Genomic DNA, 13,142 nt, shown 5'->3' on the forward strand with positions numbered 1-13,142 from the left:
CTTGATAATAGAATAGAGTTGTTACTTTTAAAAAAAGGAGGAATGCATATGGTAAAATTTGAAAATATTTCAAAGAACTTTAAAACACAAAATGTTTTGAAAAACATTAACCTAGAAATACCAAAAGGACAATTGGTTGCCATCATTGGCGAAAGCGGTTGCGGCAAAACAACCCTGTTAAAAATGATAAATCGGCTAATAAAGCCATCAGGTGGTGCTATCTACATTGAAGATAAGAACATACAAAATATCAATGAAGTAGAACTTCGTAGAAAAATCGGATATGTAATTCAACAAACAGGTCTTTTCCCTCATATGACCATTAGGGAAAACATTGAGTTAATCCCAACTCTTGAAAAAGCCAATTTAAAGGATATCCAAGAAAACACAAAGAAGCTTATGGAAATGGTTGGGTTGGATTGTGAAACCTTCTTAGACCGATATCCCACTGAGTTAAGCGGGGGTCAGCAACAGCGTGTGGGGGTTGCCCGTGCTTTTGCCACAAACCCTGAAATCATTTTGATGGATGAACCCTTTTCTGCCTTGGATCCCATAACTCGTTCAGATTTACAGGATGAATTGGTTCAGCTTCAAATGAAAGTTAGAAAAACAATTATTTTCGTAACCCATGATATGGAAGAAGCCATCAAAATTGCAGATCGAATTTGTATTATGCGAAACGGTGAAATTCTCCAATATGACACCCCCGAAAATATTTTGAAAAATCCCTTGGACGAATTTGTTTCAAACTTTGTTGGTAAAAACCGTATTTGGTCGTCTCCTGAATACATAAAGGTGGGCGATATTATGATTGAAAATCCAATTACTACCTCAAAGGATTTACCAGTTTTAAAATGTATGGAACGTATGCGCCAGAAAAAGGTTGACAGCCTGTTGGTAGTGAATAAGGAAACTGGTAGCCTTTTAGGCATTGTCAAAGCAAGCCGCTTGCGTGGTGTAGAGGATAAAACACAGACGGCAGAAACATTTATGTCTACAAAATTCCCTACCCTTTGCTCCGAACAAAATATATTGGATGCCTTAAAAATTATAGCCGAAAGACAGCTATCCACCGTTCCCGTTGTTTCCCAGAATGGAAAATTAGAAGGACTTATTACAAGAAGTAGTTTAGTAACCACCCTAAGTCAGCAATACTTCGATTATGAACAGGAGGGTGAAGAATGAATTTAATAGATTATTTAGCAGCAAACTTATCCCAAATTCTGTCTCTGCTCATTGAACATATCAAACTAACAGGTATCTCCGTTGGGCTTGCCATTTTGATTGGTGTCCCCTTAGGCATTTTAATTTCTTATGCAGCTAAAGTAAGCAAACCTATATTATCCATTGCAAATATCATTCAAGCAATTCCCAGTATGGCTTTGCTTGGATTTATGATACCTTTTCTAGGCATCGGAACAGTGCCTGCTGTGGTTGCAGTAGTGCTCTACTCCCTATTGCCTATTATCAAAAACACTTATACCGGTATCCAAAGCATTAATCCTCAAACCTTAGAAGCCGCAAAAGGCATTGGTCTAACCCCCTTACAGGTTTTGACAAAGGTACAAATTCCCCTTGCCTTACCAGTAATTATGGCCGGTGTTAGGATCGCCGCTGTTACTGCTGTGGGATTGATGACAATGGCAGCCTTCATTGGTGCAGGCGGATTAGGCTATTTGGTTTTCTCCGGAATACGAACTGTAAACAATAGCCAAATTCTGGCTGGTGCAATTCCCGCCTGTCTTTTGGCACTGCTTATCGATTTCTTGCTTAGCATTGTTGAAAAGCTTGTAACACCCATTAGTTTACAAAAGGGTGAAACATCAGCGAAAAAGAAAAAACGCAAAACGCAAAAGGCAACTCTGGCTTTATTTGCAGTATTATTTGCAATGATTTTCTTTGTCTCTTCCATGGGAAATAGCATAAAAGCCGATAAAGTAATCACCGTTGGCTCCAAAGATTTTACAGAACAGGCTATATTAGGTAATTTGGCTGCAGATTTTATAGAGGATCGTACAGATATTACTGTCAACCGAAAAGTTGAACTTGGCGGCACACAGGTGTGCTTTGGTGCCTTGCAGACAGGTGATATCGATCTTTATATAGATTATAGCGGAACCGCCTATACGGATATGTTAAAACACCCACCCATTAGCGATATGGAAGAAGTGTATGAAACAGCAAAAAGAGAATTGAAAGAAAAGTACAACATTGACGTATTAAAACAAATGGGTTTTAATAATACCTATGTATTGGCCGTAACTGAAGACACAGCAAATAAATATAACTTGCAAACCATTAGTGATTTTGCAAAGGTAGCAAGCACCATGAAATCAGGAACCACCTTCGAATTCTTGAACCGTGAAGATGGGCTGCCTGGTTTGCAGAAAAAATATGGCTTTACTCTAAAAGAAAGTATTTCTTTAGATAGTTCTCCCCGCTATACCGCCTTGATTAATCAAGATGTGGATGTGGTGGATGCCTTTGCTACCGACGGGCTTTTGAAAAAGTTTTCTCTGGTTACCTTAAAGGATGACAAAAACTTTTTCCCTCCCTATTTTGCAATGCCTCTGGTTAAAGGGGAAACTTTGGAAAAATACCCCGAATTGATTCCTGTGATGGAGGAGTTAAGTGATGTTCTAACCGATGAGATTATGATTGAGCTTAATTACCGTGTAGATGAGCTTCAAGAGTCTCCTGACCAGGTTGCCCGTGACTTCTTAATTTCATCTGGATTAATTTCAGAATAATGATAAATAGAAGCCTTATTAACTAATCAACCCTCTTATTTTTTATATAAAAACCTCCTGTTTTGTTGGCAGATTTTTCTACCAAAAAAATAGGAGGTTTTTTCTTTGTATCTTTAATTGAGATTCGAACATCCAAACTGATATCTTGCTTTCCCCACCTTCTTAATTGATGAAACAACAAAAAAATAAAGCCCCTACCCTATAATCCCATTTCTTCAAAGCCCTTTGGTGTCCAAACCAATGTGGAGGCAAAGCCAATTTCTTTCGCCAGGGATGCAACTTCATGGAAACGAAACCCTAAAGAATTTCCATCATGGCTATCGCTAGAAAGCAAAATCGTTCCACCCCGTTTTTTAATCTCTTTTAGGAAATCTGGAGAAGGGTAGGCCTCAGAACGCATCCCCCTATAAATTGCCCCTGTATTAATCTCAAATGGCTTATGATAAGGAATTAAAGCCTCAATTGCATCAATCCCATAGTTTCGATAACGGCTGTCACTGGTTTCAAAAATATCCTTTGACTCATTAAATTTTGTCAGCAAGTCAAAATGCCCAATCATATCAGCCTTTGTTTTATCCAAAACCCCTGCCACAGTTTCAAAATACACCTTTGCATAAGCATAAGGGTCTCCACCAAATAACTCCTGAATATCCTTTTTCATAATTTCTGGGGCTTCATCTACCAACAAAAATTGTCCATCTTTTTTTATGTAATGAACAGATCCAATGGCATAATCAAACTCTGACACAAACTCCTCCGAATAAAAATCTTGCTCTATACCACAATAAATGGAAATTTTCTCAGCGTAAACTTCTTTTAAACGTAAAACTTCTTTTTGATACTCTTTTACTCCCTTTTTGCTCATACAATATCTTTCATCAAAATAGGTATAGCTGTGTCCGCTAAACCCAAGTGAAGTAAAGTTTTTTTCCATTGCCGCCAAAACCATGCTTTCAGCGGTTTCTTTCCCATCACAAAAGGTAGTATGGGTATGAAAGTTCATTTTCGGAATCATTTTGTCATCTTCTCCTGTTTCACCTTATGATCAATCACATGGCGAGACGCTAACTCTCCCCGAATATCATCCAAGGAAATGCCCGCCTCTACCATCAACACCATTACATGATACGCCAAATCTGCAATTTCGTAAATGGTTTCCTTTTTATCGTCAGATTTGGCGGCAATGATAACTTCCGTAGACTCCTCGCCTATTTTTTTTAATATCTTATCAACCCCCTTATCAAACAAATATGTAGTGTAGGAGCCCTCTTTCTTTTCAGCCTTTCTTCCTTCAATCAATTCCATCAGGCTATCCATGGAAAACTCATTATAATCCTCTTTCATAAAAACAGGGTTGTGAAAACAGGAATCTTCACCCAAATGACAAGCTGGCCCTTCTTTTTCCACCTCCACAGTTAGAGCATCCCTATCACAGTCAGTTGAAACAGAAATGATGTGCTGTACGTTACCCGATGTCTCCCCTTTTCGCCAAAGCTCCTGTCTGGATCTAGACCAAAAACAAGTTCTTTTTTCTTCTAGGCTAATTTCCAAGCTTTCACGGTTCATATATGCCAATGTTAACACCTTTTTGGTTTTAGCATCCACAACCACCGCCGGAATCAGTCCCTTTTCATCAAACTTCAATTCATCTATATTAATCACGGATTATACCTCCTTATCTTCTTACGATAATGTTATTCTCGGCCAATGTCTTTTTCAAATCTGGAATGGCAACTTCACCAAAGTGAAAAATGGATGCTGCCAAGCCTGCATCAACCTTAGGCAATGCATGAAAAAGCGTAACAAAATCTTCAATGCAGCCTGCACCGCCAGATGCAATGACCGGCACAGAAACAATATCACAAACTGCCTCCAGCATTTCTAAGTCAAACCCCTTCTTCACCCCATCGGTGTCAATGCTATTCACTACAATTTCACCTGCACCCATCTGATGGCATCGTTTGATCCAGCTTAGTGCCTCCATGCCCGTATTCTCCCTGCCACCTTTGGCAAAAACCATAAATTTGCCATCCACCCTTTTCATATCAACAGAAAGGACAACACATTGATCCCCGTACTTTTTTGCTGCCTCAAAAATTAGGTTTGGGTTCCTGATGGCGCCAGAATTCACACTTACCTTATCAGCACCGCATTTTAAAACTCGGTCAAAATCTTCCAAAGTATTTATCCCACCACCAACAGTGAGTGGAATAAATATTTGAGAAGCAACCTCACGCAAAATATCGGTGAACAACCCTCTGCCTTCCGCAGAGGCAGTAATATCATAAAACACCAATTCATCTGCCCCATTGTCACTATAAAATTTACCAAGGGACACAGGGGAGGAAACGTCAGAAAGCCCCTCAAAATTGACACCCTTTACAACCCGACCATCTCTAACATCCAAACAAGGAATGATACGCTTTGTAATCACAAAATCTCCTCCTTTGTCAAATTGATCGCCTGCTTTAAGTCAATATTGCCTGTGTACAGAGCTTTGCCTAAAATTGCTCCGTAAAGCCCCATGCTTTGCAGTTGATCAACGTCTTCCAAGGTGGTTACACCGCCTGATGCAACAATATCAACCCTAAATTTTTCAGACATCTCTTTGTACAACGCCAGATTTGTTCCTGCTAACAATCCATCTTTGGAGATATCTGTGCAAATGATTGTCTTGACCCCGATTTTCTCAAGCTTTTCGCAAAAGTCAAAACAACTTTCTTCTGAAAGTTCCGTCCAACCTTTGACAGCCACTTTGCCATCTTTGATATCTACACCAACCGCAATTTTATCACCATGTTTTTCCACCATTTTGATTAGAAACTGGGGATGATTCACTGCCGCTGTGCCTAAAATCACACGAAAAACGCCTGCCTCCAAATATTTTTCAACAGTTTCTTCCGAGCGAATTCCACCACCCACTTCAACCAGCAGTCCACTTTCATTTACAATTTCTCTAATCACTTCTAAATTTGGAGTGCCTCCATCCTTGGCCCCCTCTAAGTCTACCAAATGCAAATAAGTTGCCCCTGCTTCGGCAAAAGATTTTGCCACTGCAACAGGCTGGGTGCTATAAACGGTTTTTTTGGCATAATCCCCTTTTACAAGCCTTACAGCACACCCTTCTATAATATCAATTGCAGGAAAAAGCTTCATAAATTCCTCACTTTCTACAATTCACAAAATGCTTTTAATATTTTTAATCCCACTTCACCACTTTTTTCAGGATGAAACTGGGTGCCATAAACATTTTCTTTCTCTACTGATGCTGTTAGCAGATTCCCATATTCTGCCGTTGCTGAAATGGCCTTTTGGCAATCTGTGGCCGCAAAAGAATGAACAAAATAGACACATTCTCCCTCATCTAAGTAACGATATAAAACACTTTTTTCCCTTTCTTTTGGGAAAATCAAAGCATTCCAACCAATATGGGGCACCTTTAACCCCTCACCTATCATAGGGGCAATAGGCTTTACAGCACCTTTAATCAAACCCAAGCCCTCATGCTCACCATATTCTAAGCTTTTTTCAAACAACATCTGCATCCCCAAGCAAATTCCTAAAAGAGGTTTTCCCTTTTTTACTTCTTCCAGAATAACTTTATCCAACCCCGTCTGAGTTAGCTTTGCAATAGCATCTTCGAAGGCTCCCACACCAGGAAGAATAATTTTTTCACTGTTACGGATAACCTCCGCATCCCCTGTGATTTCCACTTGGGCACCAATTACGCCAAAGGAGCTCTTTAAAGAAAATAAATTTCCCACACCATAGTCAATAATTGCAATCACTTACAGCACCCCTTTCGTTGAGGGTATCTCATCCCGATAAGCTTCCTGAATGGATAGAGCCATGTTTAAGCTGCGGGCAACTGCCTTAAATGCCCCCTCAATAATATGGTGCCCATTCTTTCCTGCCATCTGCTTAATATGTAAGGTGATATTGCTCTTTCTGGTAAAGGCAATAAAAAATTCTTCGACCAATTCTGTATCAAAAGTTCCTACCTTTTCCGTAGGTATCTGCAAATCAAAGTCCAAATATCCTCGCCCGGAAATATCCACCGCTGATAAAATCAAAGCCTCATCCATAGGCAGAATAATATGTCCATATCTGGTGATGCCTGAACCATTTCCCAATGCTTCAGCAAATGCCATACCCAAGCAAATACCAATATCTTCCACCGAATGGTGGTCATCCACATAGGTATCACCTATACATTCAACATTCAAGTCAAAACGTCCATGTTTTGCAAAAAGGGTTAGCATATGATCCATAAAGCCACAGCCTGTGGCGATATGACTTTTGCCTGAACCATATAAGCAAAGGGAAAGTTGAATTTCCGTTTCTGCGGTTTTTCTTTTAATCTCACTATTTCCCATAGAACTCCTCCTATCTTTGTGCTATCACTTCTGTTGTTTTTTGTAAAAACAATTCCATCTGCTCCTCTGTACCAATGGTAATCCTAACAAAATCCTTAATTTCTTCTTTCCCAAAGTGGCGTACAAGAACGCCTTTTTTCTTTAGCTGGGTATACAAATCAGCCCCAGTAATTTTATCACTCTTTGCAAAAATAAAGTTTGCTTTAGAATCTAAGACATTAAAACCCAAAGCTTTTAATGCCACAACCGTTTTTTCACGGGTAGTAATGATTTTTTTTGCATTTTCCTTATAATAGCAATCACTATCCACTGCTGCCTCTCCGGCTACCAAAGTCAGACGGTTAATATTATATGGATTGGTGGAAAACTTAATTTTTTCCAAATCCTCGATGATTTCTTTTGAAGCAATGGCAAAACCAAGCCTTGCCCCTGCCATAGAACGTGATTTTGAAAAGGTCATGGACACCAATAAATTGGGGTATTTATCAATAAGCCCCACAGCGGAAACCCCTCCAAAATCAACATAGGCCTCATCAATCAAAACCACATGATTGGGGTTGGATTTTAGAATTTCTTCTATTTCCAAAAGCCCAATTACCATGCCCGTTGGTGCATTGGGGTTTGCGATTACCACCATTTTTTCTATCCCACAGTAATTTTTATAATCAAGTGAAAAATCTACCTTAAGGGGAATTTTTACATGAGGCACATGATATAAATCAGCATAAACAGGATAAAATCCATAACTGATTTCAGGAAAAGCCACACCCCTTTCGTCATCACAAAATGCCATAAAGGCAAAATTAAGAATATCGTCAGAGCCATTGGATAGAAAAATATTTTCTTTATCTACGCCATAAAGCTTGGCAAGCTTTTCTTTCAAAACCTTCCCTTCAGGATCGGGATATAAGTTTAACCGTTCTATTTCATCCTTATTTAGCCGTTCAAATACCTCCGGTGAAGGTGGATAAGGAGATTCATTGGTATTTAGCTTGATATATTGTTGATCTCTAGGTTGTTCCCCTGGGATATACGCCTCTAGGGATGCAAATCTGGGACTTAAAAATTGACTCATTCCTTCCTCTCCTTTTCTATGCGTATGGTAGCAGATTTCCCATGGGCAAATAAGCCTTCCCTCTGGGCAAAAATATTGATTTTATCTGCCTCTTTCGCCAGTGCATCTTTTGTATAATAAGTAAAGGAGGATTTTTTTATAAAATCGTCCACCGATAAGGGGCTAGCAAACCTTGCGCTTCCCGCCGTGGGTAGTGTGTGGTTTGTTCCTGCAAAATAATCTCCCAAAGCCTCGGGAGCATATCGACCTAAAAAAATGGAACCCGCATGACGAATGTCCGCCAAATAATCAAAGGGATTATCTATACATAACTCCAAATGCTCTGGGGCAATCTCATTTGACAGTTTGATTGCTTGGTGAATATTCTCTGTAAGAATAATCTTCCCATTGTCATCAATTGATTTTCTAGCTATATCCTTTCTTGGTAAAAAGGGAATTTGCTGTTCTAAGGAATTTGATACTTCATGTGCCAACTCCTTGCTATCTGTTATCAAAATCGCCCTTGCCATAACATCGTGCTCGGCTTGAGAAAGCATATCCGCGGCAACAATTGATGCATCTGACTTCCCATCGGCGATAACCAAAATCTCACTGGGTCCTGCAATCATATCAATAGAAACCTTACCAAAAACTTGTTTTTTTGCCTCTGCAACAAATGCATTTCCCGGGCCTACAATTTTGTCCACTCTAGGTATTGTTTCTGTGCCATATGCCAAAGCGGCAATGGCCTGTGCTCCACCCACCTTATAAATGCGGTCAATACCTGCAATCTTTGCTGCCACCAAAACATCAGCATTCATTTTGCCACCTTTTGCAGGGCTTACCATAATCACTTCTTTTACTCCAGCGATTTTGGCAGGAATTGCATTCATCAAAACTGTGGAAGGATAATTCGCTGTCCCTCCAGGCACATATAGCCCCACTCTTTCAAGGGGGGTGATCTTCTGTCCCAAGATAACGCCCTCCCTTGGTGTATAAACCATATCTGAGCGTTTTTGGTTTTGGTGATAACCACGAATATGTTCTGCCGCCTCTTCTAAAATGGAAATAAACCCTCTATCACATTCATCATAGGCTGATTGTATTTCTTCCAAAGTTACTTCCATTTTATCTAAGGCCGCCCCATCAAATCTCTGGCTGTATTCACCAAGAGCCTTATCTCCCTTTTGACGAACCTCAGAAATAATCTGAGAAACCACATTGGCAATATCGTTCTTTTCTTCTGTTGGAGATAAAATTTTCTCCATGGTAATTTCTTTATATGTATACTGTTTTATCATGGTATCACCTCAAGATTCCTTTGTAATGACCTCACCCATTTTTTCACACATCTGGCGAATTGGTCCGTTTCGAAACTTATAGCTAGATTTATTTGCAATAAACCTTGCACTAATCTGCACAATATCTTCCCACGGCTCCAAATTGTTTTCCAGCAGTGTGGTTCCCGTTTCCACAATATCCACAATGACATCGGACATTCCCAAAATTGGTGCAATTTCTATGGAGCCATGAAGTTCAATTATTTCAATTTCCAAGCTTTGCTTACGATAGTATTCCCTTGCAACATTGGGGAATTTTGTTGCTACCCTTAGGGTGCGATCGGTATCAATTCGACCTCCCTTTTTGCCTGCAACTGCCATGCGGCATTTACCCATTCCCAAATCCAGCAATTCATAAACGTCACTGGACTGCTCCAGAAGAATGTCTTTTCCAACAACACCAACATCAGCAACTCCACGCTCCACATAGATGGCAACATCAGAGGGTTTTACCCAAAAATAGCGAACTCCATTCTCTTCATTTTCAAAAATCAGCTTACGATTGTTTTCACGGATGGAGGGACAGCCATACCCGATACTTTCAAAAACGCCATAGGCCTTTTCTCCTAACCTGCCTTTTGGCAAGGCAATATTAATCATTTTCTGCAACAATTTCAAGCCCCCTCTCTTTCATGCTCCAAAGCTGCTTATACTTTACTGCACCATTGTTGTTCCTTTGCACCATTACGCTTTGGCCATTACCAGTTAGCATCTCAACAGATTTCAGCAAAGCCGCCGTGTCTGTATTTTCTGCATACAGCAATAAAATATCTGTATCATATTCTTTTTGTAAGTTTTCAAATCGTTCCAACAAATCCAGATAAACTGCAAATCCAATGGCATCTGCATTCTTTTCTAACTTCCGTAGCAAGTTATCATATCTGCCACCAGAGAGAATGCTGCTTGGTACCCCATTGATAAACCCTTGAAAAATAATACCATTATAGTAATCCATGCCGTTAACAATGGAAAAATCTAGGTTCAAATTTTCGCTGCCACCATTGGCCTTAAGGTCAGCAAAGACTGCATCCAGTTCCTCCAAGGCTAGCTTCATCTTTTGATTCACACAAAGAGCCTTTGCTTTTGATAACGTCTCTCCCATAGAACCGTAAAGGGATGACACCTCTACCAGCACTTGCTCCAGCTCATCCTTTACACCGTATTGCTTACAAATGGCCTGAATACTATGTACATTTTTCTCGCTAATGCCCTTCAAGAGTGCCTCATTTTGGGCATTGCCCAACCCAAGTTCTTCAACCAATCCCAGTACAAAACCCATATGGGAAATATCCATAATATAATCATCACTTATAATGGTCAGGCTTTTTTGAGCCAAGCGAATGACTTCCAAAGTGGCGTAACGATCCACCTCTCCTATGTATTCCAATCCCACTTGCATAATTTCTTTATATTCTGCTGCCCCTTTTCTAACACGGTAAACATTTTCGTTGTAGTAAACCCGCTGGGGAATTAGAAAATTTCCTTTTGTATTTTTCACAATGGAAAGGGTTACATCTGGCTTTAGTGCCAATAGTTTTCCATCCAGTCCACTAAAAGTCAATATATTTTCACTACTTAGAAAGTTTCTATTTTCTGCATAAAAGTCATATTCTTCAAACTTGCTCATTTTAAATTGTTTATAACCAAATTGTTCAAACAAAGCACGTAAGCGAAATATCACTTCTTCTTCCTTTTTTAAAAGCATTTTGGGTAACGTCATAAAGCACCTCCGTACGTAAATTTACTTTAATCTTATATCAGTTTACCACTTTAGTCAAGTAGAACATTAAAGTTTACCATCTCTACCTAAATCCCCCCATAGTCGGGTATTAAATTGTAAAAATGATATAAAATGGAAGTTTTTTTGTGTCTCAATGGTTTTTTTCTGAAAATAAACAACAAAAAAACGCCTTATTTCTAAAATAAATTAGAAACAAAAGCGTTTCACATCATTTTGACTCTACCGTCACTTCAAAAATCACATCATCGGTTTTTTCAGTTGATAACTCAATGCTACGGGTTTCGCCCAATTTTTTTAAACCACTCACGAAATCCGCTGATTTTGTTGAAGGGATAGAAATTTTTAAGGTATCATCCTCAGCCTTGCCTACCTCATAACCACCTAGGGAGGTTGCCAAAGTTCTTACATTGTCAATCATGCCCTCTTTATTTTCAACGGTTAATATGACTTGCTGTTGCGCTTCAACAGAAGGTTCCTCGTCCATCAAAGTATAAGTGAATCCTCTAGTCTCTAGGTTTCCAAGTTTTGATGCCGAATCTTCCTGCCCCTGATTCATTGCTATGGGAGCAGTACCTTCCTCTTTTTGACTTACAGCCTTAGGCAAACTCTCTGGCTCTGCCTGCATAGCTTTTTGTTGTGCTTGGTTCTGTGTCCCTTGAGGCGCATTCAATTGTTTTTCTTGTTTTGGTACAACTTCTGGTGCAACTTTTGGCGTTGCTTCCATCTTTTCAGCCTGTTCTGCCACCCCAGTAGCACCAACAGCACTATCCTGAGAATCTTCAGTATTTGCAACAACACTGTTGTTCATATCCTCGGCTCCACCTTCTGACATTTCCTGCACAATTTCATTTTGATTCCCGCGCAAGCTTAAAACCCCCTGCGCCCCTCCCACAGCCACAACAAGCAACGCTGCCGCAGCTACAAGGCTGAATTGTTTCCATTTATATTGAGGCTTTTTCCTAACAGGCAAAGGTACAACCTTTGTTTCCTGCGCCAATTTGTCCATCAATTCATCATGGTACCCCTCAGGCAATTCCTCCTCAGGAAGGTTTCTCAAAGAATCCATGATCTTTTGCAGTTGAACCGCTTCTTCTTGACAGACTTTACATTGCTCTAAATGCATAGCCACAAAATTAGCATCTTCCATATTTAATTCCTGTGCCAAATATGCCCACAATAATTCTTTACACTTGTCACAACTCATGGATTTTCCCCCTCCTTTCTACCTTTATGACGAGTGTCAGTACCACTTCGTTCCCGAATTTTAAAAATTTCTTCTTTTAGATGATTTCTGGCACGGGAAATTCTAGATTTTACTGTGCCTAGGGCAAGGCCGGTGATTTCTGAAATTTCCTCGTAGGAAAGTCCTCGAACATCCCTTAATATAAACACTGTTTTATAGTCCTGTGAAATAGCGTTCAAGGCCATGGTAATTTCATTTTTTTCCTCTTTGCGCATTAGGCTTTCTTCTGGGGTATCACCATCATCGGCTACTTCCTGCTTCCAGGTTCCTTCTTCATCCTCAAGCTCATTATCTAAAGATAAATTTTGTTTACCTTTTCGCTTTCTCATTTCATCTATACAGGTGTTTACCGTAATGCGATATATCCATGTGGAAAAGGTTGAGCGTTCATCAAAATTGGCTATGCTACGGTACGCCTTAATGAATACTTCCTGGGAAATATCCTTGGCATCTTCGCTATGATTCATCATTCTTAGTGCCACGTTATAAACAATTTTTTCGTGCTGTAAAACCAGCTCTTCAAACGCTACCATATCCCCTTCTTTGGCTTTCAAGAGTAAAGCCTTTTGATTCTGATCTTCGGGAGCTTCTTTCGCCATTTTGGATCACCTCCATTTCTTCTTTTCAATACAATCATC

14 protein-coding genes are annotated in these 13,142 nt (G+C 39.7%); 2 read left to right on the plus strand and 12 right to left on the minus strand.

The genetic code is table 11. The features are described from left to right. The first annotated feature begins 48 nt into the window (after window positions 1–48). Complete coding sequence (locus tag ABVZ64_RS01570) at window positions 49–1,185, plus strand: ABC transporter ATP-binding protein (protein WP_352399304.1); 1,137 nt, start codon at window positions 49–51, stop codon at window positions 1,183–1,185. Then, the gene (locus ABVZ64_RS01575) at window positions 1,182–2,750 is read left to right on the plus strand and encodes an ABC transporter permease/substrate-binding protein (protein ID WP_352399305.1); all 1,569 of its coding nucleotides are present in this window, start codon (window positions 1,182–1,184) and stop codon (window positions 2,748–2,750) included. The genes ABVZ64_RS01570 and ABVZ64_RS01575 overlap by 4 nt, the downstream gene beginning before the upstream one ends. 199 nt (window positions 2,751–2,949) lie before the next feature. Here ABVZ64_RS01575 and ABVZ64_RS01580 read toward each other — a convergent pair whose 3' ends face one another. The 12 genes from ABVZ64_RS01580 to ABVZ64_RS01635 all read right to left on the minus strand — a co-directional run bounded on the left by ABVZ64_RS01580 (window position 2,950) and on the right by ABVZ64_RS01635 (window position 13,103). Further along, window positions 2,950–3,765, minus strand: coding sequence for a histidinol-phosphatase (locus ABVZ64_RS01580; protein WP_352399306.1), 816 nt, complete (start codon window positions 3,763–3,765; stop codon window positions 2,950–2,952). Then, on the minus strand, window positions 3,762–4,412 hold the full coding sequence (gene hisIE / locus ABVZ64_RS01585) for a bifunctional phosphoribosyl-AMP cyclohydrolase/phosphoribosyl-ATP diphosphatase HisIE (protein WP_352399307.1): 651 nt from the start codon (window positions 4,410–4,412) through the stop codon (window positions 3,762–3,764). The genes ABVZ64_RS01580 and hisIE overlap by 4 nt, the downstream gene beginning before the upstream one ends. Window positions 4,413–4,425: 13 nt before the next feature. Continuing rightward, complete coding sequence (gene hisF, locus ABVZ64_RS01590; RefSeq protein ID WP_352399308.1) at window positions 4,426–5,184, minus strand: imidazole glycerol phosphate synthase subunit HisF; 759 nt, start codon at window positions 5,182–5,184, stop codon at window positions 4,426–4,428. Further along, window positions 5,181–5,906 (minus strand): 1-(5-phosphoribosyl)-5-[(5-phosphoribosylamino)methylideneamino]imidazole-4-carboxamide isomerase, encoded by a 726-nt coding sequence (gene hisA, locus ABVZ64_RS01595; RefSeq protein WP_352399309.1) that lies wholly within the window; start codon window positions 5,904–5,906, stop codon window positions 5,181–5,183. The genes hisF and hisA overlap by 4 nt, the downstream gene beginning before the upstream one ends. Window positions 5,907–5,920: 14 nt before the next feature. Then, complete coding sequence (hisH, locus tag ABVZ64_RS01600) at window positions 5,921–6,538, minus strand: imidazole glycerol phosphate synthase subunit HisH (RefSeq protein WP_352399310.1); 618 nt, start codon at window positions 6,536–6,538, stop codon at window positions 5,921–5,923. Beyond that, entirely contained in the window at window positions 6,539–7,126 is a 588-nt protein-coding gene (gene hisB / locus ABVZ64_RS01605) for an imidazoleglycerol-phosphate dehydratase HisB (RefSeq protein ID WP_352399311.1), read from the minus strand. It abuts the gene before it with no gap. 10 nt (window positions 7,127–7,136) lie between these two features. Continuing rightward, the gene (hisC, locus tag ABVZ64_RS01610; protein ID WP_352399312.1) at window positions 7,137–8,201 is read right to left on the minus strand and encodes a histidinol-phosphate transaminase; all 1,065 of its coding nucleotides are present in this window, start codon (window positions 8,199–8,201) and stop codon (window positions 7,137–7,139) included. Beyond that, entirely contained in the window at window positions 8,198–9,481 is a 1,284-nt protein-coding gene (gene hisD / locus ABVZ64_RS01615; protein ID WP_352399313.1) for a histidinol dehydrogenase, read from the minus strand. Before hisD ends, hisC begins: the two co-directional genes overlap by 4 nt. A 9-nt stretch (window positions 9,482–9,490) precedes the next feature. Further along, window positions 9,491–10,132 carry an ATP phosphoribosyltransferase gene (gene hisG, locus ABVZ64_RS01620; RefSeq protein ID WP_352399314.1) on the minus strand — a complete coding sequence of 214 codons (642 nt, stop codon included), beginning with the start codon at window positions 10,130–10,132 and terminating at the stop codon, window positions 9,491–9,493. After that, window positions 10,113–11,240, minus strand: coding sequence for an ATP phosphoribosyltransferase regulatory subunit (locus tag ABVZ64_RS01625; RefSeq protein WP_352399315.1), 1,128 nt, complete (start codon window positions 11,238–11,240; stop codon window positions 10,113–10,115). Before ABVZ64_RS01625 ends, hisG begins: the two co-directional genes overlap by 20 nt. A gap of 229 nt (window positions 11,241–11,469) precedes the next feature. Further along, window positions 11,470–12,465 carry a zf-HC2 domain-containing protein gene (locus ABVZ64_RS01630; protein WP_352399316.1) on the minus strand — a complete coding sequence of 332 codons (996 nt, stop codon included), beginning with the start codon at window positions 12,463–12,465 and terminating at the stop codon, window positions 11,470–11,472. Continuing rightward, window positions 12,462–13,103 carry a sigma-70 family RNA polymerase sigma factor gene (locus tag ABVZ64_RS01635; protein ID WP_352399317.1) on the minus strand — a complete coding sequence of 214 codons (642 nt, stop codon included), beginning with the start codon at window positions 13,101–13,103 and terminating at the stop codon, window positions 12,462–12,464. The genes ABVZ64_RS01630 and ABVZ64_RS01635 overlap by 4 nt, the downstream gene beginning before the upstream one ends. Between the last annotated feature and the right edge of the window lie 39 nt (window positions 13,104–13,142).

Source organism: Anaerotignum sp., assembly GCF_040307045.1.
Classification (GTDB): Bacteria; Bacillota; Clostridia; order Lachnospirales; family Anaerotignaceae; genus Chakrabartyella.